Genomic DNA, 22,419 nt, shown 5'->3' with positions numbered 1-22,419 from the left:
CCGGTATGGCGGCAGCGACGACCGAACACGGCACACCCGGCCCGGCACCCGAGCACGTCGACGTGCTCGTCGTCGGCGCGGGACTCTCGGGCATCGGCGCAGCGTGCCACCTGCAGCGAACCCTCCCCGGTCGCTCGTACGCGATCCTCGAGGCGCGCGACACGATGGGCGGGACGTGGGATCTCTTCCGGTATCCGGGCATCAGGTCGGATTCGGACATGTACACGCTCGGCTACCGGTTCCGGCCGTGGCGGGGCGAGAAGTCCATCACCGACGGCGGCTCGATCCTCGACTACATCCGCGAGACCGCGGCCGAGTACGACGTCGAACGGCACATCCGCTACGGCCACCGCGTCACCGGGCTCTCGTGGTCCGACGACGACGCGCGATGGACCGCGACGTGCTCGGTGGCCGGGCGCAACGTCGTCGTCACCGCGTCGGCCGTCCTGTGCGCGAGCGGCTACTACCGCTACGACCGCGGGCACACCCCGGATCTGCCGGGCATCGAGCGGTTCGGCGGCACCGTCGTGCACCCGCAGCACTGGCCGGCCGACCTCGATCACACCGGACGGCGTGTCGTCGTCGTCGGCAGCGGCGCGACCGCAGTGACCCTCGCGCCGGCGATGGGCGGCGCGGCGGCGTCCGTCACGATGCTGCAGCGCTCACCCACGTACATCGTCCCGCTCGCTGCGCGCGACGCCGTCGCCGACAGGCTGCGGCGGTTCCTGCCCGAACGCCTCGCGTACCGTGCGACCCGGCTCAAGAACGCGGTCGTCCACGTCGCGACGTATCAACTGTGCCAACGATTCCCGAATGCCGCCCGGCGGCTGATCCGCACGACGCAACGGGCGCGACTCCCCGAGGGTTACGACCTCGACACGCATTTCACGCCCCGATACGACCCGTGGGACCAGCGGTTGTGCGTCACCCCCGACGCGGAACTGTTCCGCAGCATCCGCCGCGGCGAACTCGACATCGTCACCGACCGGATCGCGACGTTCACGCCCGACGGGATCGAGCTCGAGTCCGGCCGGGAACTGCCGGCCGACCTCGTCGTCACGGCGACGGGGCTCGAACTGCTCGCGTTCGGCGGAATCGAACTCACGGTGAACGGCGAGCCCGTCGACGTCACCACCACGATGGCCTACCGCGGCATGATGCTCAGCGGCGTACCGAATTTCGCGTACGTCATCGGGTACACCAATGCGTCGTGGACGCTCAAGGCGGATCTCGTCTCCGAGCATTTCTGCCGGCTGCTCGCGCACATGGCCGCTCGCGGACTCGACACCGTCGTCCCGGTGCGCGATCCGTCGGTCGGCGAGGAGCCGTTCCTCGATTTCGACGCCGGTTACGTTCTGCGCGCACTGGATTCGCTGCCCAAGCAGGGCTCACGCGCGCCGTGGCGGCTTCGGACGAACTACTTCCGGGATCTGCTCACGTTCCGTTTCGCTCGGGTGGACGATCCGGCACTGCAGTTCTCCCGGCGTCGTCGCCCGGCGTCCGTTGCCACGGCCAGCGGCCGCTGATCTCGAGTTCGAGCGACCAGCTCAGGAAGGTCCGGACCGCGACGATCATCGCGAGCACGCCCACGCTCTGCACCGTGGGCGTGACCGCGACGGTGCGGATGATGTCGCCCGCGACGAGCAGTTCGAGCCCCAGCAGGATCGAGCGCCCCAGCTCGACCCGCAACCGCGGATAGGTCCGTGGATCACGGCGGCCGGCGCGCAACCCGGCGCGCGCGAGCGCCACGACGGCGCCCACCGCGATGACGACGACACCGGCCGCATCGATCGCGTCGGCGACCGTCTCGACAGCTCGGACGAACTCCACGGATCCACCTCTCGCCGACTCGGGCAGCCACGGCGCGCGATTCGGGCACGCGCCATGCGCGCTCGATTCAGACTAGGAGCACAGCGAACCTCCGGAGCGCCGAATCGGAATCGAGGTGATCGGCCATGTCACGACGCCCCGCCGACGGCCCCGCGGACGGTGCCCGCCGCAGCGCAGCGCGCGGCAGGAGTACGCGCAAGCGGGTCGAGCGATCACAGCTCGCGCGGCTGCCCACCGACAGGTCCGATCCCCTCGCCCTCCTCGCGTCGCAGGACGAGCAGCGGCTTCCCGAGCTCGTCCCGCTCCGCCGCGAACGGATGGCGGCCTCCCCGTTCTCGTTCTATCGGGGCGCCGCACTCGTCATGGCGGACGACCTCTCCCGCACTCCCGACAGCGGAATCCTCGTCCACGCGTGCGGGGACGCGCATCTGAGCAACTTCGGCGTCTACAGCACACCGGAGCGCAACACCGCATTCGACCTGAACGACTTCGACGAGGTGCATCTCGCCTCGTTCGAGTGGGACGTCAAGCGGCTCGCGGCGTCCGTCGTCGTGGCGGGGCGGTGCAACGGAATCGACGACGAGCGGTGCGCTGCCGCCGCTGCCGCGGCGGCACGGAGCTATCGGACCGAGATGCGTACCGCGGCGACCCGCAGCAATCTCGACACCTGGTACATGCGGATTCCGATCGGCGAGGTGCTGAGCGAGATCGGCGAGAAGCTCGACACCTCGCGCGCGAAGTCGACGGTCGCGGCGCTGCGCAAGGCGCGCGATCGCAACAGCGCCCAGGCGCTGCGCAAGCTCACGGTCTCCGACGGGACGCGTGCACGCTTCCGCAGCGACCCGCCGCTGCTCGAGCCGATCGACGACCTCGTCGCTCCCGACCGCGCAGCCGAGATCCACCGCGACATCCAGCGGCGATTCGCCGACTACCGCCGCACCCTCGACAACGACAAGCGCGCCCTGTTCGACTCGTTCGAGCTCGTCGAGGTCGCCCGCAAGGTGGTCGGCGTCGGCAGTGTCGGCACGCGCTGCTTCGTCGCTCTGTTCACCGGGACGCAGCTCGGCGATCCCCTCGTCCTGCAGATCAAGGAGGCCGATCGCTCAGTGCTCTCCCGGTACGTGAAGGGCCCCATCCACCGGAACCAGGGCAAGCGCGTCGTCACCGGCCAGCGGTTGCTCCAGGCGAGCAGCGACATCTTCCTCGGCTGGCAGTCGGGCCCCGACCTCGACGGCGGATCCCGCGACTTCTACGTCCGGCAGCTCCGCGACGGCAAGGGATCGGTCGTCGTCGAAGCGCTCGAGCCCGACGGCCTCGAGCTGTACGCGGGCCTGTGCGGGCGGACCCTCGCGATCGCCCACGCCCGCGCCGGCGACCGGTTCGCGATCGCGGGGTACGTCGGCAAGGGGTCGGCGTTCGTGGACGCGATCACGCGCTTCGCGATGGGCTACGCCGACCTCACCGAACGCGACCACGCGCGGTTCACGGCACGCTGACGCCGACGTTCAGGTCCGGGTCGTCCGCACGAGCAGACCCGCGACGTGCGCGGACGCAGCGACGCGCGCGCCGTCCGCGTCGCCGGCCTCGATCGCCGCGACGATGCGCTCGTGTTCGTCCACCGCGAGCCGGCGATTGAGCTGCGACGTCCACATGTCGGAGCGATACAGATGCGACTGGCCGTCGAGCCGCTCGAGTGCCTCGCTCAGCGGACGGTTCCGTGCCGTCTCGCGGACGAGAGTGTGGAACTCCAGGTCGAGCCCGGCATCGCGGCGCTGATCCGCCTCGGTGGCCAGCAGCGCCCGCTGGTCCTCGACCATCGTGCGCAGCCGGGCTACCACCTCGTGCGACGCGGAGGACGTCGCCTCGTACGCGGCGAGTCCGTCGAGCACCTCCCGCACCCGGAACACCGAGCGCACCGACTCGGCGTCGAGCGACGCGACCCGGGCCCCCGCGTTACGCGTGTGGACGGCGAGGCCCTCGTAGATGAGCTGCTGCACCGCCTCGCGGACCGGCGTCCGGCTGACACCGAGCCGGGCCGCGAGGGCGGGAACGCTCAGCGGCGCTCCCGGCCCGAGTTCGCCCGAGAAGACGAGCTCACGCAACTGCTCGTGCACCGAATCCGTGAGCAGTGCGCGTTCCGCCGCGGTCATGGCAGATCGGCCGTCCTTTCCTCGCTCTCGTGGCTGCGTGCCGCCGCCACGCGAGCCGTCTCGCGCAGCGTGAGTGCAGGCGCGGTTCCCGTGCGCATTCCTGCGACCTTCATCGCGATGTTCTCCGCGATCGTAATCGGCGGGTAGCCCGGCGCCTCGTCGCTCACCGTCCCGGGCAGTGCTTCGATGACGGCGTCGTGGTTCCCGTCGAAGAAGAACGCCGCCGACCTGCGGCGCCGGATCCGGCCGTCCACGATCGGCGGATCGACGCGGTGCACCGTCGAGAGCCACCGGTCGTTCGTCCAGCGCGCCATCGCGTCGCCGAGATTCACGAGCAGCGCACCCGGGGCGGGCTCGACGTCGTGCCAGGTGCCGTCGGTGGCGAGCACCTGGAGTCCGGGCACCCGATCGGCCCACAGGATCGTGAGGATCCCGAAGTCGGTGTGCGCACCCATTCCCTGCATCCCGGGAGCGAAGGCGATCTCACCCTCGGGGAGCGCGTAGTTGTTCATCTTCAGCACGTCGATGGAATGGTCGATCATCCCGTCGAAATGATCCGGCGGGAGTCCCAGCGCATCGGTGAACGCGCGGAGCAGGGCCCGCGCGAGCATCTGCGACGACGCGAAATACCGTTCGATCGCACCACGGAACTCCGGGACGTCCGGCGGCCAGGTGTTGTGCGGGTAGCTCGCCTCGGGGACGGCGACGTCGGGAAACCACGACGCTTCGGAACCGCAAACCCACCTCGCTGCAGGCTGCATCGAGCGCCCGCACTGTTTCTCGGGTCATGCGCCCGACTCGTGCCACGAACCCACGAGCAGCTTCTGGACGGCTCCGAACAACGCGAACACCGCCACGCCGAACACGGACGCCAGCACGATCGCGGCGATGAGATCGTGGGACTGCAACTGGCTTCGGTACACGTCGAGCAGTGTTCCGATGCCGGCCTGCCCCCTGACGAAGAACATGTCGCCGATGATCGCGCCGACCACGACGAGGCCCGACGCGGTCCGGACACCGGTCATGATCGCCGGCATCGCCGCACGAAGTTCGAGGGCGACGAGCCGATCCCAGCGGGACGCCTCGGACAGCGTGAACAACTCGTGCAGCCCGCGATCGACCGAGCGGATACCGAAATGCGTGGTGGTGACGATGGGAAAGACCGCGATGAGCACGCACACGAGGGTGCGCGCCGTCATCCCGTACCCGAACCACAAACCGATCAGCGGGACGATCGCGAGGATCGGAATCACCTGGATCACCACCGCATACGGGTACACGATGCGCTCGATCCACTTGGCCCGGCTCATCAGCACCCCGGTGCCGACACCGACCACGACGGCGACGCCGAAACCGACGAACGCCACCTGCGCCGTCACGGCAAGCGCCTCGAGCATCGGGGCGAGCCGGCTCCAGTCGAGCAGCGAGTAACGGAGCACCTCGATCGGCGGCGGCAGCAGGAATCTGCGATCGGGATCGAGCACCCCGTAGCTGACGGCCGACCATGCTGCGAGCCCACCGATCAGCGAGATCGTCGGCCACAGAACGAGTTCGCCGAGTCTTCGCAGCGACCAGCTCGGCCTCGCTCGACTCCGTCGCCGCGCTGTCGCGGTCCGATCGCGGTGTCCGATCGCGGGCGAGATCACCTCGGTCACGACGCGCCTCCGTGGAGCAGCGCCGAGATCTCGGCGACGTGGTCGGTGAAACGGCGGTCGTAACGAATGTCCGGGTCTCGGGGATGCGCGAATTCCTCTGCCCCACCGCCGATGTCGACGATCTTCGCGATCCTGCCCGGCCGGGCCGTCATCACCACGACGCGATCGGCGAGATACACCGCCTCGGAAACCGAGTGGGTGATGAACAGCGCCGAGAACCGCCGCTCCGCGTACAGCCGCTGCAACTCGTTCTGCATGTCGAGCCGGGTCATCTCGTCGAGCGCCCCGAACGGCTCGTCGAGCAACAGCAGATCAGGTGCCAGCGTGAGTGCGCGGGCGAGCGATACGCGCATCTTCATTCCGCCCGACAGCGCGCGCGGGAGTTGATCGGCGAAGTCCTCCAGCCCGACGGCCGCAATCGCCTCCGCTGCGCGGGCGCGCACCGCCGCACGGTCTCCGCGGTCTCGGCGCCGCAGCCTCGCGGACAGTTCGACGTTGGCGCGGACCGACCGCCACGGCAGCAACGTCGGCTCCTGGAAGATGAATCCCGTCGATCCCGCGGCTGTGGAGACGCTGCCGCTCGTCGGGCGATCGAGGCCTGCGGCCATGCGGAGCAACGTCGACTTCCCGCAGCCGGACGGCCCGACCACCGCCACGAAGTCGCCGCGGCGAACCTCGAGATCGACGGTGTCGAGGGCGAGCGTCCCGGTGTCGAACCGTCGGCTCACTCCGTCGAACACCACCTCGAGTCCGCGGGTGAGTCTGCGTGCATCGGTGCCGTGGGTGAGATCGGCAAGTTCCATCGTGTCCCTCCACTGATCGAACCCGTGACCGTCCAGATCTGCGTTATGCATGCATCCGTCGGCTTTCCTGTCAGGTAGACACGATTCATTACATGTATCTCGTACGGGTTTCTCGAAGTAAACTCCGCGTGACGTCACGCCATCGAACGGCACGAATAATGATCTGTCTGCATCGACTCGCCGCGTCGGCGCGTTTAACACTCCCTTTACACCGACTCGATTGCATGTAATAACGCTGCGGCACTGTGGTCGTCATGACCCAGTCCCGCACCCGCCTCGTCGGTGTCGTCGGCGCCCTCGTGGCCACCACGCTCGGGCTCTCGTCCTGCGCCTACGCCGAGTCCACCGATGCCGCCCCCACCGACATCGAGTCCGCACCCGACGAGGAGAACCTCGCCGGCGTGTGCCCCGAGACCGTCGGCGTCCAGCTGCAATGGCAGCCGCAATCCGACATGGGCGGCCTGTTCGAGTTGCTCGGCCCGGGATACACCGTCGACACCGAGCAGAAGTCGATCACCGGGCCGCTCGTCGCGAGCGGCAAGGACACCGGCGTCGACATCACACTGAAGGCGGGTGGTCCCGCGATCGGCTTCCAGTCGGTGACATCCCAGATGTACGTGGACGATTCGGTGATGCTCGGCGTCGTCCACGGCGACCAGCTGATCGCCGCGTCCACCGATCAGCCGGTCGTCGGCGTCACGCCGTTGCTCACCCGGAGTCCCGCGATCCTCATGTGGGATCCGCAGACCCACCCGGACTGGGACTCGATCGCCGACATCGGCGAGTCCGCCGCGACCGTCGTCGTGTCGAAGGACCAGATCTTCCCGCAGTGGCTCGTCGGCAAGGGGATCCTGCAGCCCGGCCAGATCGACACGAGCTACGACAGCGCCCCGGCCCGGTCCGTGGGCGACCCGTCCATCGCACAGCAGGGATTCGCGAACTCCGAGCCCTACCGGTACGAGCACGCCGTCCCTACGTGGGGCGAACCGGTCGCCTTCGACCTCGTCGCGAACTCCGGGTACGACATCTACGCGTCGAACGTCGCGGTCCGTGCCGACCGCCTCGAGTCGCACTCGGCATGCCTCGACAAGCTCGTCCCGATCGTGCAGCGCGCCGGCGCCGGCTTCGCGGACGACCCCCACGCGACCAACGAGAAGATCGTGGACATCGTCGCGCAGGACGTCTCCTACAACCCGTACACGATGGAGCAGGCAGAAGCCGGCACCGACGTGCTCGTCGACCTCGGACTGCTCGGGCACGAGGACGACGGGACGTTCGGCACGTACGACGACGCGCGCACGCAGCGCAACCTCGACGAGCTGCGCCCCATCCTCACCGACGGCGGAAACCGCGTCGCTCCGGAGCTCACCGGCCCGGACCTGTTCACGAACCGCTTCACCGACACCACGATCACCGAGTGCCCCAGGAGACCGGAGCCATGAATCAGAACCTCACCGAACTCGACCGCGAACGTGCGATGGGCGGTACCGGCACCGTCAGCGACCGTGAGGTCCGGCGCATCTCGCTCGCCGCGCTCGGGACGGAACGCGACCGCATCGCCGGCGAACTCTGGTCCGCCGCAACCGACACGGGATTCTTCCAGGTCGTCGATCACGGCATCGACCTCGCCGACGTGCGACGGGCCTTCGACGCCGCCGAACGATTCTTCGCGCTTCCCGAGGACGTGAAGGCACGGTATCCCAAGCGATTCAACTCCGGATGGGAGTCCATGACGCAGGTCCGCCCGTCGATCGGCACCCCGGACCAGAAGGAGTCGTATCAGGTCACGCTCTCGAACATGTCGGGGCTGTGGCCCACCGACGACGAGGTCGCCGGGTTCCGCACCGTGATCGAGGATTTCGAGCGCAAGTGCCGGCTGCTCGCGATGGAGATTCTGTCGCTGTTCGCGGACCGACTCGGATTCGATCGCGAGTTCTTCACGCGAGCACACGATCCCGAGTCGCCCACCTACCAGAGCACGCTGCGGCTGCTGCACTACTTCGCGGTTCCGGAGGACGCCGACCTGTCGGGCATGTGGCGGGCAGGAGCGCACACCGACTTCGACTGCCTCACCTTGCTGTTCCAGCGGGCGGGGCAGGGCGGACTCCAGGTGCTGCCGGGCAAGGAGGCACGGTCGGAGGCGTGGACTCCCATCGAGCCCGCCGACGAGGCGATCACGTGCAACATCGGGGACATGCTGATGCGATGGAGCGACGACCGGTTGCCGTCGAACTTCCACCGCGTCACCAGCCCCGGCCCGGGCGAACACCGGGGAGCGCGCTACAGCATCGCGTTCTTCGCGCAGGCGAACAAGGAGATCCTCATCGAGAGCGCCGCCGGCACGTACCCGCCGATCACCGCGGAGGACTATCTGCAGCAACGCATCTCGGCGAACTTCTGACGCCCGTCACAGCCCCGCTCGTTCGAGCGCTTCCTCGTAGAGATCGGTCGCTTCCTCGGCACTGCGTCCGTCCGCGAGGGCTCCGGTGTACACCGCGAGCAACTCGTCGCTCCGCTGCTCGAATCGCGCGCTCCACCGCTCGGCGTCCTCGCGCCAGTAGCCGACTACGTCGTAGCGGTCGCGCGACCAGCCCCGGCCGCGCAGCTGCTTCTTGGCGGCGCGCGTCGCGGCTGCTTCGCCGGAGAACCAGCAGTACGCGTCGTCGCCGAACTCGAGGTCGGCGAGTGCGTCGGCGAGGCGGGTGGGCGAGACGCCGTTGCCCGAACCGACGAGCGGAACGACGACGGTGTTCGCGCGCGCCGGAAGGTAGTCCAACTCGTCCGCCGCGAGCACCTCGGCGAGCACCGTCACCTCGACTCCGGACGGTGTCTGCTCGAGGATGCGGGCGAGCGCCGGAAGTGCCGCGAGATCCCCCGCGAGGACGTGATGGCCGGCCGCCGGCGGCGAGTACCACGAGCGCGGCCCCGACGCCGGGACCCGCGTGCCGGGCTCGGCGGTACGGAACCAGTCGACGGCGGGCCCGTGCGGGTGCTCGGCGATGTCCACGACCATCTCGTTCGCGCGCGGATCGTACGACCGGACGGTGTAGTTGCGGGGCGCGGCGTCCGCACCCGGTTCGCCGCCGGGGAAGGCGAACACGACGGCCTCGTCACCGGGCACGATCGGCACGTACCCCACGCCGTCGCCCGGCCCCACCTCGAAGCGCACGCGCAGCAGGTTCGACGCGATCCGCTCGCGCCCCGTCACGGTGCACCCGAAGTTCTCCATCACGCCGCCTTCTCCATCACGCCGCCTTCTCCATCACGCCGCCAGGGTAGCGGCGGCGGCAGGTCAGATGCCCAGCACGACCTTCGCGATCGAGAAGTAGAGGATCAGGCCCGTCGTGTCGACGAAGGTCGAGATGAACGGTGCCGACACGATCGCGGGGTCGATCCCGATCCGTTTGGCGATCATCGGGATCGCGGCGCCCACCGTCGTCGCGAGCGTGCACACGCAGACCACGGTCAGTGCCAGAACGAGGCCGACGTCGCGCCCGGCCACCGCCATCGCCGGCAGCACACCGACGATGCCGAGCGCACCGCCGAGCAGGAAGCCCGTCGTGATCTCGCGCCCGACGACGCGGGCGAGGTCCTTGGGCCGCACGTCGCCGACCGCCATCGCACGCACGACGGTCGTCGCGGCCTGCGATCCCGCGTTGCCGCCCGTGCCGATGAGCAGCGGGATGAACAGGGCGAGCGCGACGACCTGATCGAGCTCGGCCTCGAAGTACGACTGCACTCCGACGGTGAGCGTCGCGGCGACGATGAGCACGAGCAGCCACACGATCCGGGCGCGGACGAGCCGCACGATCGGCACGGACAGATACGGCCGGCGCAACGGTTCGGCGCCGCCGACGCGGGCCGAGTCCTCGTCGTCCTCGGCCTCGAGCACGCGCATCGCGTCGTCGACGGTGAAGATCCCGAGCAGCCGATTCTCGGCGTCGACGACGGGAACGGCCACGTAGCCGCCGTCGCGGACCGTCTGGGCCGCGCGCTCGCGGTCGTCGGTCGCGCGGACCGTCGTCGCCTCCGACATCAGGTCCTCGACGGGGGTGTCGGGATCGGAGACCATCAGACGCCGCAACGAGACGACACCCTCGACGCATCGCCCCGGACCCAGGACGGGCACGGTGTAGATCGTCTCGACATGATCGCCGATCATCCGCAGCCGGTGCAGCGCATCGGCCGCCGTCGTCCCCGTACGTACGTATGCGACCTCGGGCGACATGCGCCGTCCCGCACTGTCGGCGGGGTAGCCCAGCAGCGCCGTGGTGTAGTCGCGTTCGGTGCGCGAGAGCCCCGACAGCAGCCGCGACGCGACGCCCGCGGGCAACTCGTCGAGCAGCGGCGCGCGATCGTCGGGGTCGAGCTCGCGGAACAGCTCCGACGTGGTGTCGGCCCGCAGCCCGGAGATGAGCTCGCCCTGCAGCGCCGGATCGAGGTCCTCGAAGACCTCGACGGCGCGGTCCTTGGGCAGCAACCGGAACGCCACCGCGCGGTCGTCGCGGCTCATCCGCCCGAGCAGGTCCACGACTCCGGGAGTGTCGAGCGACGCCATCCGCTGCTGGAGGCGTGCGAGCTCGCGGGCGTCGTCACCGTGCCCGTCGCCCGCTTCCCGCTCGACCTGCTCCTTCTCGATCACAGAGGTGAGGTTAGCGCCCGGAGCTCGCGGTTCGGGACGGGCGAGGTCAACGCTCCGGACCGGCGAGCAGCGTCACGGGCGGGCCGACCACCACGCGCTGTTCGAGGAACGGGACGGCGTGACCGGCGATCGCCGCGTTGTACGCGACCGGTTGCTGGTTCGGATTCGCGTGTCCGGTGCCCGCCATCCGAACGACCCGCAGCGCCCCGTCGGGCCCGCCGGCGAGATCGAACAGCACCCGCTGGGTGTAGTCGACGTCGACGACGGTGTCGGCCGCGCCCTGCTGCGGCCGCAGGAACACGATCCCCGGGGCGACCTTGCCGTCGACGTCCTCGCGCAGCGCCTCCACATCGCTCGCGGCACCCGACGCGACGATCGCCGTGAACTGGCTCTCGATGAGCGCGTTGCTCGCGGCGGCGGGCGTGTAGATCTTCTCGCCGAGCACCTCTTCCACGACGTCGACGAAGGCGCCCGGCCGGAACCCGACGGTGCGCTCGACGTCCGCCGTCACGAAGCGGTCGTGGCGCGCCGTGATCTCGACGCTCATCCGCACGAGCCGGCTCTCGCGTGCGCCCGGCAGCCAGCCGATCCACCGCAGCATCTCCTCCCCGGCGTCGCGGCTGCTGCTGCGCACCGCGTGGAGATCGATCGGCGTCGAGTCGAGCACGACGCCGGGAACCCCGAGCGACGACTCCGTGTAGAGGTGGCGCGCGACCTCGAGCGCGATCACACCGCCCATGCTGTGCCCGACGAGGACGACGTCGCGGATGCCTTCACGTTCCGCGCGGTCCCGCACCAGATCGCTCACCACGCGGGTGTCGAGGCCCGAGTTGTCGTACTGGACCGCCCAGACCCGGCCGAGTCCGGCGAGGGAATCGAGCGTGTACGCCGTCGGTGCGGCGTCGAGATTGCCCAGGCCGACGAGGTCGACGACGGCGGTCGTGTCGCGGCGGACGTCGGCGGCCCGATGCACCTCGACGATCTGCGGATGAGTGTGCGCCAGCCGATCGCGTTCGGGTGCGACGTCGAACGTCCAGTAGAGGGCGGCGACGGCCGTGAGCGGTACGAGAACGGCGGCGAGCACGGCCAGAGCACGGCGCGTGGCACCGCGCTGGGACGACACGAAACCGGTTTCGCGGAGCCTGGCGTGCCGACGGGAATCGTCCCAGTCGGCGCGCGTGGAGGGGAGGCGTGGCGGAATCATGCCCCGTCGAGGGTACCGACGCCCCGGCGGCCCGCCCCTGGTCGCGCCGCGCCGGGTGCCGGGGATCACACGATATCCGCATCCGCGACTAGCCTGACCGCCATGGCCGATCGTGCGGTGTTCGTGACGGGGGCGGGCTCGGGAATCGGGCGCGCGACGGCACTCGCGTTCGCGCGGCGCGGATGGGGTGTCGGCGGCTACGACGTCGACGCGGACGCACTGGAACGGCTGGGCGCCGAGATCACGGCACTGGGCGCGCAGACACTGACCGGCGTGCTCGACGTCCGCGACCCCGACGGGTTCGCCGCGGCGATCGCCGCCTTCACCGACCGGTTCGGCCGGCTCGACGTCCTCGTCAACAACGCGGGGATCCTCGAGGGTGGCGCCTTCGAGGACGTGCCGCTCGCGGCGTCGCTCCGCGAGGTCGACGTCAACGTCGGCGGCGTCGTGGTCGGGACGCACGCCGCGTTCGACGCGCTCCGCCGCACGCCGGGGGCGACCGTCGTCAACCTGTGTTCGGCGTCGGCGATCTACGGCCAGCCCGAACTCGCGACGTACAGCGCCACCAAGTTCGCGGTCCGGGGGCTGACGGAGGCCCTCGACCTCGAGTGGCGCCGGCACGACATCCGGGTCATCGCACTGTGGCCGCTGTTCGTCGACACCGCGATGACGACGTCGCTCGACACCGGTACGACGCGATCGCTCGGCGTCCGGCTCACGGTGGACGACGTCGCCGACACGCTCGTGCGTGCCACCGTCGCGCCGTCGCTGCTCGCGCGGCTGACGCATCAGGTGCATTTCGCGGTGGGGCGGCAGGCCAGGCTCATGCTCGCGAGCTCGCGGTTCGGGCCGGCGTGGGCCGTGCGCCTCGTCAACAAGCAGTTGTCCGGCACCTGACCAGGAACGCCGTTATACATTCGTGATGCGACGTTATGTTTTCGTGATCTTCATGCGCCGAACGTGACATGTCCGGGCGAGAAAGTAGGTGCCGTCGCCGCCGAGAAAGGACCGCACCGTGGCCCTTCGAGACCTCGCCCTTCAAGACCTGGCCTTTCGAGACCTCGCCCTTCACGACCCGGCTCTGCACGAGCCGACCCCGCACGAAACCCCCGCACCGCGCGAAACCCCTGCGCAGGACGCACTGAGCGACGCCGTGCGTGCCCTCACCGTCGCGTCGGAGCGGCCCGCCCGCATCACACCGTCCGGTGAGGTGCGCGTCGACTTCGAGTTCTCGCGGTACGTCCTCGCCCGCGAGGTCGATCACGAGGAGTCGTCCGCGGCCGACGCCGGCCGGCCGTGGCTCGTGCGGGTCTTCCGCGCAGTCTCGGGACGGACGTCCGACATCGAACTCGCGAGTGCGACGGCGCCCTGGCTCGTCGACGCGTTCGACGCCGCCTACACCGCGCTCGACACCCCGGGCGGCACGGACCCACGGACCGTGTGACCGAGACCGGGCGGTGTGGAACCATCGTCACATGACAGATCCGTCGAGCTCGAGCGACACCGCCGGAAAGACCGAGATCACGGTCCACACCTCGACCGAGGCGGACTGGCCGACGGTCGAGCAACTCGACGCCGTCGCCTTCGGCCACTACCCGGCCGCCGAGCACAGCGCGTTCTGGCGATCGCTCGTCGATCCCGCCGACCTTCTCCTCGCGCGCGAGGGCGACACCCCGGTCGGTGTCGCGATGCATCTTCCGCTCGAGTTCACGGTGCCCGGCGGCGAGCAGGTGGCGGCCCGGGGCATCACGTGGGTGTCGGTGGCCCCGACCCACCGCCGCCGCGGCATCCTCCGCACGATGTTCACCGCCCTGCACGAGGGGATCTCGGCGACGGGCGCCCCGATCTCGGCGCTGACCGCGAGCGAGGGCGGCATCTACAGCCGCTTCGGCTACGGCCCCGCGACGGTCTCGGCGGGCGTCTCGCTCGATCGGCGGTTCGCGCGCTTCCTCGACACGACGCCCGATCCCGGCGGCGTCCGCATCGTCGACGCCGAGACGGCCCGCACGCTGCTGCCCGAGATCTACGAGCGCTGGCGGCTCGTGACCCCGGGTGCGCAGGCGCGGCCCGAGCAGTACTGGGAGCGGATGTTCGCCGACTCCCAGGAGACGCGCGGCGGCGCGACGGCGCTGTTCTTCTTCGTCCATCCCGACGGCTACGCCGCCTACCGCTACAAGAACACGCGCAGGCCGGGCGAGGACGACGCGCTCGTCGCGCTCGTCACCGACTTCGTGACGGTCACGAACGACGCGCACGCCGCACTGTGGCGGACGCTGTGCGGGCTCGATCTCACCGACCGCATCGAGGCTCACGGACATCCCGACGACCCGCTGCGGCTGCTGCTCACCGACTACCGCCTGCCGCGCACCGTCTCGCGTACCGACGACCTGTGGCTGCGCATCATGAACGTTCCGGCGGCGCTGCGGCTGCGGCGCTACGCGGTCGATCTGTCGACGGTCGTCGAGGTCGAGGATCCGTTTCTGGACGCGGGTGGCCGTTTCGCGCTCGAGATCAGCGGCGGGCGCGCGTCGTGCGAACGCACCGACGCGCCCGCCCGCTTCCGGATGCGGATCGATGTCCTCGCGGGCATGTATCTCGGCGCGCACCGCGCACGGGGATACGCAGCGGCGAACCGGCTGTGGGCGGCGGATCCCGCCGAGCTGACCGCGCTCGACAACGCCTTCTGCTCCGACCGCCCGGCCGTCCTCGGCTGGGGGTTCTGAGCGAGCACGCCCACGAATCCCTCGGTGTCCACGAATACCTCGGTGTCCGTTCGCCCATCGCGGTGCACGGGCCGGGGCGGGCGCGTAACGTCGGCACGTACGCGCCGCTCCCCCGACCCGAGGAGTGATGGGTATGGCCTCTGCTCCAACCGCGGCTGCCGCCGCACGTCGAGCGGCAGCGTTCACCGCCCCGGTGTATTCGGCCCACATGGTGGTCGACCCGGAGTTCCGGATTGCAGGGGTCAATCCCGAGTTCGAGGCGGCGACGCACCGCACGTCGCACTCGCTCGTGGGTGTCGACGCGTTCGTCGCGTTCCCGGCCGCGCCCGGCGGCGGGTGGGTCGGGCCCGCGCGCCAGCGCGAATCGTTCGAGCGTGTCTTCCAGCGCGGCCGGGCCGATCGGTTGTGGGCGCTGCGCTACGACGTGCCCACCCCGGACGGCGACGCCTTCGTCCGCAAGGTGTGGAACATCGTGAACACGCCGGTCGTGGACGGCGGCGGCACCGTCGTCGGTGTGCGGAAGCAGGCGCAGGACATCACCGCACACGAGGAACTCGTCGGTGATCTCGCGGCCGCCGTCGAGTCCGCGGAGGACGCCGACTCGCTCGCGATCGACTCCGACACGCTCGCGCGCGTCGTGTCGGTGATGCCCGGGATCGCGCTGTCGCGGCGCGACGCCCTCCACGAGAACGCGCACCTGCGCCGGGCGCTCGAGACCCGCGCCTCGATCGAGCAGGCCAAGGGCATCCTCATGACTCGCCACACGTGCGGCCCGGACGAGGCGTTCGCACGGCTCGTCGACCTGTCGCAGCACACGAACCGCAAACTCGCCGACGTCGCGCACGATCTCGTCGCCGAGGTCGCGCCGCAGCATCCCCGGCCGTGACGGCGCGTCACCGCACCGGCGCGTCGACCGCGTCCCACATCCGAAGGTAGGCCTCCGCGCCGCGGAACAGATCGGCAACGATCGCGTCGCCGTCGGGGCCCGCCTGCACGCGCACGCTCTCGATCCAGTCCGGCAGCAGGCCGTAATGCGCTGTGCCGTCGACGTTCACGTCGAAGACGCGGTTTCCCGTGATCTGCCTATCCACGACGGTCACGCCGTCGGCCGCGGTGAACGGATAGACCACGGGATTCGACGCGGCGGACGGCCGCGCGGGTGCCTGCGCTCCGAGACCGCCCATGTCGGGCCCGAAACCGAGTCCGAAGAACCGATCCGGGTCGGCGTGCTCGCGCAGGATCCGCCACGCCGAGACGAAGTCGGGCGGCATGTCGCCGTGACGGCCACGCTCGCCCGGTTCCGCCTCCGCCGTCGTCGCGAACAGCCCGACCGCACCACCGAGGTCGAGGATGCTCCGGTAGTTCGCGTGATCGGTCCACGTGTGTGACGACACGATGCCGGGATACCCCCGCTCGTTCACGAGTTCGACGACGCGGCGCGCCGTCTTCACCCCGAGATGATCGAGATCGACGACCATCCGGCGGTCCATCATCGCGGTGACGGCGTGCTCCCCGAGCGCGGTCAGGCCGCGCACGTTGCATGCCGCGTCGCCGCCCGCCGAGAGCGTCGGATTGTCCTGCTGCTCGCCGTCGCACGGCTCCGTCTGCCAGCCGTGCCCGGTCGCGATCACCTGGCCCAGTTCGACCGCGCCGCCCGTCGCCCCCTGGTCGAAACGTGTTCCGCCGAGGGCGTTGTCGAACTTGTGCGTGAGGACGACCTGACGAATTCCCATGTCCTGCAACTCGTCCAGGCCCGCATCGATGTCCGCCTCGGTGCACGCGGGAACATCGCCGCGCTGCGCGCACCCGAACGGCTCGGAGACCTCGATCCCGAGGAAGACGGCGAGCTTTCCGGCGGCGACGACCTCGCGGGCCTGCGCCGCCGAGTCCACGATCTGCAGGAAGCCGCGGCCGGGACCGCCTGCCTGGGCGTCGATGTAGTCGCGCATCGCGAGCAGCTCACGGTGCTGGATCCGCACCGACTCCATCTCGTCGCACGTGCCGTCGCCCAGCGGATACAGCTCGCACAGAACACGATTCTGGACGTAGTAGGTGGTGACGGTGCGCAATCCCGCGCGCCACGCCCGCTCGATCCAGCGGTGGTAGCTCTGCTCGTGGGTGAGCGAGTGCGCGGCCGGCCAGTCCGGGAAATCCGGCCACCCGGTGGTGTCGTGGGGCCCGGGACGCGACAGGGCGTGCTCGGCGACGGCGGGCCACCCGTCGTCGCCGTGGTCCGGGCAGTCCTGCAGGGCCACCGTCACCCCCAGCGGCGAATACGGTGTGCCGCAGTGCAGTGCGCCCCCGAGGAACAGGTGCGCCGTGAGGTGGGCGTGCGAATCCGCGAATCCGCGCACGCTGCCGTCGGCGCTCGTCCCCGTGAACGGCTCACCCTCGACACCGATCTCGGCCTCGGGGAAGGGCGTGCATCCCACGGTGGGCTCGAGCCGGACGCCGGCCAGCACTGGGCCGTCCGGGAGCGTCGACGCGAGGGTGTACGCACCTCCGGGCTGCGTCGTCACCGTCCACTCCGCGGCGGGCGCGAGGCCGCCGAGCGCGGCGCCTTCGGCGGTAGCGACGATCAGCTCGCCCGTGGCGGCGGCGAACAGGAAGCGGCCGAGCCCGGATGCCTTGGCGGCGAAGGGGCCTACCCCCTCGAGGCCGTCGGTCCCCCGGATCCCGTCGATCCCCTGAGTCCCGTCGGCACCCGTGACCGTGACGCAACTACCCGCGAGGTGATGCGCCGGGTCGCCGACGGGCTGCGCGACCGCCGCCGGCGACCACACCCCGGCACTCGCCCACGCCAGCGCGAGCACGAGTCCCGCTCGTACGCCACCGATCCCACGACGCCGCATGAGCCTCCCCGCTCCCTCTATCCGGTGATCGCGAGAGTGTGACACTCGGCGGGCGTGGGCACAGCGTTTCCGCGCAGGCTGATGTCAACCGGTTCCGTCAGCGCGACGGAACCGGAGTCGTGGTCGTGGTCGTCGGGGGAGTCGTCGGGGACGGCGTGCCGCTCGGCGGCACCGGCGTCGTCGGGCTCGTGGGGACGTCCGTGATCGTCGGCAGGATGATCTCGGTCGGCACGCCGTCGACCGGGGGCACCGTCTCGGTGGGCGGCACGACGTCGCCGGGAAGCGGCGTCGAGGACGGCGGCACCGTGGTGGTCGTCGTGGTCGTGGTCGTGGTCGTCGTGGTGGGTGCGGTCGTGGTCGACGTCGCGTCGGCGGCACTCGTCGCGGCGACGAGCGTCGCGCGCTCGGCGGGCGGCTGCTGCGCGAGGTAGGTCAGCCACTGCGCCGCGTAGTCGGCGGACGACAGCGGGCGGTCGTCGTTCGCGTCACGCCAGTAGTCGAAGTGGTGTCCGTCCTTCCAGCCGAGGGTCAGCTGGTACGGGTCGCTCATGACGACGGGAATCGTGTTCTGGTTGGTGACGACGAGATTCACGATCTCGTTCATCAGCTTGCGCGGCAGATTGGACAGCCCGGCCATCTCGCCCGCCTCGATCGTGTCGCGCGCGACGGGGGTGACGGCGCTGCCGTCGTACCCGGGCGTCGAGACCTCGAGCAGGACGTCGAGGAACGTCTCGTCGCTCGCCATCCAGTTCGGATCGGATCCGATCCGGGCGAGTGCGTCGAGCGCGATTCGCCCGACGACGAGCGCGACGCCGCCGCCGGTCGCCTCGGTCAGGCCCTGCTGCTCGAGTCCGTCGACGTCGAGCTGCCGGCCGACGTTGACGGCGAGCTGCAGCAGCGAGATGTTCTGCGGCGCAGCACAGAACAGGTCGCCGTCCGAGCAGAACGACGCGACCCTGCCGTCGAGCGCTCCGAAGCCACCGGCCGAGTCCGGCATCGCGCCCTGCCCGCCCGCGGGATTGGTGTGGCGCTGGTACTCGCGATCGAAGCCGTCGGGATTCCCGAACGGATTCTCGGCGCCGGGGAACGGGCCGTCGCCGACCGCGCGTCCCGTGTCGGAGAGAATGACGACACCCACGACGGAGGCAGGATCGACGATCGCGTACCGGCCGTCGGCGGCGGGCTGCGCGTTGCCGATGTCCATCGCGACGCGGCGCGCGACGTCGGCGCCCTCGCTGTAGCCGGTGATGGCGAATCGGGTGCCCGGGCACGCCTGGCTGATCGAGCGGATGACGGCGGACGCGTTCTCGACGCCCTGCTGCACGGCGGTGTCGTAGGAGTTCATGTTCGCGGGGTACGCGATGTAGACGGCGGCGGCGTCGGCACCGGCGTCGCGGGGAGCGTTGACGACGGGATCGAGCCACTCGCTCGAATAGTCGTCGGACAGCGTTGCAGGGAGCGGGTTGCCCGCGGCGTCCACCAGCATCTTGGTGTGATCGGTCGGCGCGTCGCCGCGTCCCGCGATCGAGATGGTGACCATCTCGCGGCACTCGGTGACCGACGACGTGAGCTGGGTGTCCCGGCGGGTCGGTTCCTGCGGGGCGATCGCCCAGTAGGCGAGGAGCATCACGGCCAGGCCCAGCGCGGCGGGAAGTGCGGCGGTGCGCAGCAACCGTCTGGAGCCGGTCCCGCCGTCGGGTGCTGTGCGGGCATGGGCTGGTCGATGCGAACTCATGATCTCGGCCTCATAGCTGTCGGCTCCTGAGTATCGGCTCCTGGTGGGGCCGTACGACGGCGCCGCGTGGAGCGGCACGCGCTGTCGATCGATAGTCGCCCGCGCCGCACGTCGCGTTACAGATCGAGCAGGACGTCACGCGCCCGAATGTCACGATCCGGTCACGACGAAGGCGTGCATACCCACCGTCCGGAATCGGAGATACCGGTCGGATGGTTCTGTATCGGTTCTGCACGAATCGCCCGAATCGGCTGCGACAAGTGTGTCGTGGCGTCACAGATACGTGATCTGCGGGGGCGGGGACCGCACACGCGGGTAACAACGCGAAACCGCCACGCAACCGTCGCCGCATAACGTTCTCCTCGTCCCCGAAACCGCGGGGTGGCAAGGCAATTCACTCGAAAGGAACGTCACATGGGACTCGTCGCAGGACTGATCGGAATCGTCGGGGATCTGCTGCACCTGCTGCTCGGGGGTCTCTGACCACAGCTTTCGCCGCGCACGCGCCCGAAGACCTCGGTCTTCGGGCGCGTGCGGCGTTCAGCTCCCGATCTGCCACGCGCCGAGCCGGCGCAGCAACGGATTCTTCTTGTAGACGTGGCTCTGCATCCGCCGCAGGATGTCGTCGAGCGCACCGATCGCCTGCTCGATGTACGGCCCCTTGTTGAGCATCACGCATTCCGCACGCTCGCCCTGGGCCGCGTCGGTGACCTCCGCGCGCGTCGGCACGCCCGCGTCCGCGAGCGAATCGAGGACCTGCGTCGCCCAGATCACCGGGACGCGCGCCGCCTGACACAGCCACAGCGTCTCCTCCTGCACCTCGGCCAGCCGCTCGAAACCGGCCTCGACCGCGAGGTCGCCGCGGGCGATCATCACGCCGATGCGTTCCCACCGCATGAGCTCGAGCAGGACGTCGGGCAGTGCGTCGAAACCCGCGACCGTCTCGAGTTTCACGACGACGCCCAACTCGGTACCCCCGTGTTGTTCCAGCAGGTCGAACAACTCGCGCACGTCGTCGGCCGACCGCACGAACGAGATCTCCACGATGTCGGCGAGAGCGACGACGGAGCGCAGATCCTCCTTGTCCTCGTCGGTGAGCGCCGCGATCGGCAGCGACGAGTCGGGGAAGTTGATGCCCTTCTCGGCCTTGAGTTTCGTGCCGCCCATCGGCGCGGCGGTGATCCCGACGTGGATCTCCTCGGCCGACGCGGACGTCACGACGCCACCGATCTTGCCGTCGTCGAACAGCACGCGGTGACCTTCGTGCACGGCGCCGAAGGCCTCGGGGAGCGTGCAGCCGATCCGGTGACGACCGTCCGTCGTGGGCTTCGTCGGGACCTGCGACGCCGTGAGCACCATCGAATCGCCCCTGTTGATCCGCAGCGCCTGCTCCGTCGCGGGCAACGCCCCGACGACGGTCGTGTCGTCACCGACCGCCAGTGCCGTGCCGGGGATCAGGTAGCTCGTGCGATCGCCGACGATCCGCACGCCCGTGCCCGTCGCCTCGACGACCGACATCGCGCGGCGCCGGCCCCGCGCCTCGCGGAACTCGACCGATTCGCCCACGACGCGACGTGCCACCCAGCCCTCGTCGACGACGGGCACGGCCCGGTCGTGCGCGTGCAGCGGGGCACGCCCCAGCCACACGCTCGACGGCGTCAGCACGCGCCCCGCGGCGTCGCGGCCCGGCTTGATCTTCACGACCTCGGGCCCCGGCTCGATCGGACCGGTGCGAAGCTTCGGACCGCCGAGGTCCATCGCGATCCGCACGTTCTCGCCCGCCGACCGCACGTGGACGGCCATCGCCGCCCACTCGTCGGGGCCGTCGTGCGCACAGTTGATGCGCGCGAGGTCCATCCCGGCCGTCACGAACGACTTCACGAGCGCAGCGTCGGACGCGGCGTCGCTCGGCATCGTCACCATGATCCGCGTACTGCGATCGTCGGGCGTCCCACCGAGCAGTGCGGCGGCATTGTGGAACAGCTCGACGCCCGGCTCGGGCGTCTCGTCGTCGCCTGGGCCCGGCCTGCCGGCCACGAGGTCGAGCATCGTGAGCACGGCGTCGAGATTGCGCATCACGTCCGACTCCATGCGGCCCAGCGACGAGAGCCCCGCCCGCGAGAGCCGCACCTGCAGATCACGTAGATCGCGGTTGCGCAGTGCCCGGTAGCGCACCAGATTCGCCGCCGCGGCGCGGTGATCCGGGTGAACGGCCGCGATCGCCTCGGCGGCCTCCGACTCCGCCGCGAGCGCGACCTCCCGCAAGTCCGCGATCTCGCCCCGCAGCGCCTCGAGCTGCTGTGGCAGTACTCGTCCCGACGTCATTCCGCCATGGTCCACCACACACCGCACAGATTGCACGATTTCGCGGACGCCGGATGATGCCGGGTGCGAGCATGTCTGCATGTCCGAGCCCCCGGTCCCCGGCGACGACGTCGCGGACGTCCACGCCGCCGCCGAGGAGTTCGAACGGGCGGTAGTCGCGAACGACGCCGACGCGATCTCGGCGCTCGTGACCCCGGACTGGGTACTCGTCGACGGCGACGGCGTGGGAGGCAGAGGAACGTTCCTCGATCTGGTCGCGTCCGGCGATCTCGTCCACAACGCCATGGCGACCGTCGAGGGAACCGAACGTATCCGCATCCACGGCGACACCGCCGTGCGTACCGCGCGGGTCACCAACACCGCCGAATTCGGTGGCCGGCGCTTCGACGCGGACGAATGGACCACCGACGTCTACATCCGTACCGGCACCGGGTGGCGATGCGTCGCGTCGCACACGACCCCCGTCGCCGAGGCCTGACGGGCGGACTCTCGTGCCCGCC

General features: G+C 70.1%; 19 protein-coding genes and 1 pseudogene. 9 read left to right on the top strand and 11 right to left on the bottom strand.

The window, feature by feature from the left end:
• Positions 1-5 precede the first annotated feature (5 nt).
• Positions 6-1,526: a flavin-containing monooxygenase gene (locus RR1_RS06300; RefSeq protein WP_010839947.1), complete on the top strand. Its 1,521-nt coding sequence runs from the start codon at positions 6-8 to the stop codon at positions 1,524-1,526.
• Here the strand turns inward: RR1_RS06300 and RR1_RS06295 are convergent.
• Positions 1,435-1,830, bottom strand: coding sequence for a DUF1622 domain-containing protein (locus RR1_RS06295; RefSeq protein ID WP_040775065.1), 396 nt, complete (start codon positions 1,828-1,830; stop codon positions 1,435-1,437). The two genes, RR1_RS06300 and RR1_RS06295, sit on opposite strands and share 92 nt — an antisense overlap.
• A 125-nt stretch (positions 1,831-1,955) precedes the next feature.
• Between RR1_RS06295 and RR1_RS06290 the strand changes: the two genes are divergently transcribed.
• Entirely contained in the window at positions 1,956-3,326 is a 1,371-nt protein-coding gene (locus RR1_RS06290) for a DUF2252 domain-containing protein (RefSeq protein ID WP_010839945.1), read from the top strand.
• A gap of 9 nt (positions 3,327-3,335) precedes the next feature.
• On the opposite strand, the gene RR1_RS06285 is transcribed toward RR1_RS06290, so the two are convergent.
• The 4 genes and pseudogenes from RR1_RS06285 to RR1_RS06270 form a co-directional block, all read right to left on the bottom strand.
• Positions 3,336-3,980, bottom strand: a complete 645-nt coding sequence (locus RR1_RS06285; protein ID WP_010839944.1) for a GntR family transcriptional regulator — start codon at positions 3,978-3,980, stop codon at positions 3,336-3,338.
• Positions 3,977-4,714: pseudogene (locus RR1_RS06280) on the bottom strand (isopenicillin N synthase family dioxygenase); the annotation flags it as partial. The gene RR1_RS06285 and the pseudogene RR1_RS06280, both read right to left, overlap by 4 nt.
• A 51-nt stretch (positions 4,715-4,765) precedes the next feature.
• The gene (locus tag RR1_RS06275) at positions 4,766-5,548 is read right to left on the bottom strand and encodes an ABC transporter permease (RefSeq protein ID WP_040775093.1); all 783 of its coding nucleotides are present in this window, start codon (positions 5,546-5,548) and stop codon (positions 4,766-4,768) included.
• Between the two features lie 83 nt (positions 5,549-5,631).
• Complete coding sequence (locus RR1_RS06270; protein WP_040775062.1) at positions 5,632-6,438, bottom strand: ABC transporter ATP-binding protein; 807 nt, start codon at positions 6,436-6,438, stop codon at positions 5,632-5,634.
• 254 nt (positions 6,439-6,692) lie between these two features.
• On the opposite strand from RR1_RS06270, the gene RR1_RS06265 reads away from it, so the two are divergent.
• Together RR1_RS06265 and RR1_RS06260 are read left to right on the top strand one after the other, a co-directional pair.
• A complete protein-coding gene (locus RR1_RS06265) occupies positions 6,693-7,880 on the top strand; it encodes a hypothetical protein (protein WP_040775091.1) in 1,188 nt (395 codons plus the stop codon).
• Entirely contained in the window at positions 7,877-8,839 is a 963-nt protein-coding gene (locus RR1_RS06260; protein ID WP_010839939.1) for an isopenicillin N synthase family dioxygenase, read from the top strand. The genes RR1_RS06265 and RR1_RS06260 overlap by 4 nt, the downstream gene beginning before the upstream one ends.
• Before the next feature lie 6 nt (positions 8,840-8,845).
• On the opposite strand, the gene RR1_RS06255 is transcribed toward RR1_RS06260, so the two are convergent.
• The 3 genes from RR1_RS06255 to RR1_RS06245 all read right to left on the bottom strand — a co-directional run bounded on the left by RR1_RS06255 (position 8,846) and on the right by RR1_RS06245 (position 12,284).
• Positions 8,846-9,667, bottom strand: coding sequence for a siderophore-interacting protein (locus RR1_RS06255; protein ID WP_051111311.1), 822 nt, complete (start codon positions 9,665-9,667; stop codon positions 8,846-8,848).
• Between the two features lie 63 nt (positions 9,668-9,730).
• The gene (gene mgtE / locus RR1_RS06250; protein ID WP_010839937.1) at positions 9,731-11,080 is read right to left on the bottom strand and encodes a magnesium transporter; all 1,350 of its coding nucleotides are present in this window, start codon (positions 11,078-11,080) and stop codon (positions 9,731-9,733) included.
• Between the two features lie 46 nt (positions 11,081-11,126).
• A complete protein-coding gene (locus tag RR1_RS06245; protein ID WP_051111310.1) occupies positions 11,127-12,284 on the bottom strand; it encodes an alpha/beta hydrolase in 1,158 nt (385 codons plus the stop codon).
• Between the two features lie 102 nt (positions 12,285-12,386).
• On the opposite strand from RR1_RS06245, the gene RR1_RS06240 reads away from it, so the two are divergent.
• The 4 genes from RR1_RS06240 to RR1_RS06225 all read left to right on the top strand — a co-directional run bounded on the left by RR1_RS06240 (position 12,387) and on the right by RR1_RS06225 (position 15,893).
• Positions 12,387-13,181 (top strand): SDR family oxidoreductase, encoded by a 795-nt coding sequence (locus RR1_RS06240; protein WP_010839935.1) that lies wholly within the window; start codon positions 12,387-12,389, stop codon positions 13,179-13,181.
• Positions 13,182-13,299: 118 nt separating this feature from the next.
• The gene (locus RR1_RS06235; RefSeq protein ID WP_143153732.1) at positions 13,300-13,728 is read left to right on the top strand and encodes a hypothetical protein; all 429 of its coding nucleotides are present in this window, start codon (positions 13,300-13,302) and stop codon (positions 13,726-13,728) included.
• A gap of 31 nt (positions 13,729-13,759) precedes the next feature.
• A complete protein-coding gene (locus RR1_RS06230; protein WP_051111308.1) occupies positions 13,760-15,007 on the top strand; it encodes an enhanced intracellular survival protein Eis in 1,248 nt (415 codons plus the stop codon).
• Between the two features lie 133 nt (positions 15,008-15,140).
• Positions 15,141-15,893 carry an ANTAR domain-containing protein gene (locus RR1_RS06225; RefSeq protein ID WP_169847030.1) on the top strand — a complete coding sequence of 251 codons (753 nt, stop codon included), beginning with the start codon at positions 15,141-15,143 and terminating at the stop codon, positions 15,891-15,893.
• Positions 15,894-15,900: 7 nt separating this feature from the next.
• Here RR1_RS06225 and RR1_RS06220 read toward each other — a convergent pair whose 3' ends face one another.
• From RR1_RS06220 to RR1_RS06210, 3 genes are all read right to left on the bottom strand, one after another.
• Positions 15,901-17,859, bottom strand: a complete 1,959-nt coding sequence (locus RR1_RS06220; protein ID WP_010839931.1) for an amidohydrolase family protein — start codon at positions 17,857-17,859, stop codon at positions 15,901-15,903.
• A gap of 97 nt (positions 17,860-17,956) precedes the next feature.
• Positions 17,957-19,594, bottom strand: coding sequence for a cutinase family protein (locus RR1_RS06215; RefSeq protein WP_081634254.1), 1,638 nt, complete (start codon positions 19,592-19,594; stop codon positions 17,957-17,959).
• A 540-nt stretch (positions 19,595-20,134) separates the two neighbouring features.
• Positions 20,135-21,919 (bottom strand): pyruvate kinase, encoded by a 1,785-nt coding sequence (locus RR1_RS06210; RefSeq protein ID WP_010839928.1) that lies wholly within the window; start codon positions 21,917-21,919, stop codon positions 20,135-20,137.
• A 79-nt stretch (positions 21,920-21,998) separates the two neighbouring features.
• On the opposite strand from RR1_RS06210, the gene RR1_RS06205 reads away from it, so the two are divergent.
• The gene (locus RR1_RS06205) at positions 21,999-22,397 is read left to right on the top strand and encodes a nuclear transport factor 2 family protein (RefSeq protein WP_010839927.1); all 399 of its coding nucleotides are present in this window, start codon (positions 21,999-22,001) and stop codon (positions 22,395-22,397) included.
• Positions 22,398-22,419: the final 22 nt, after the last annotated feature.

Source organism: Rhodococcus rhodnii NBRC 100604, from assembly GCF_001894925.1.
GTDB lineage: Bacteria > Actinomycetota > Actinomycetes > Mycobacteriales > Mycobacteriaceae > Rhodococcus_F > Rhodococcus_F rhodnii.
Note: the sequence above shows the minus strand (reverse complement) of the source record. Positions and strands in the feature narration are given on the sequence as shown.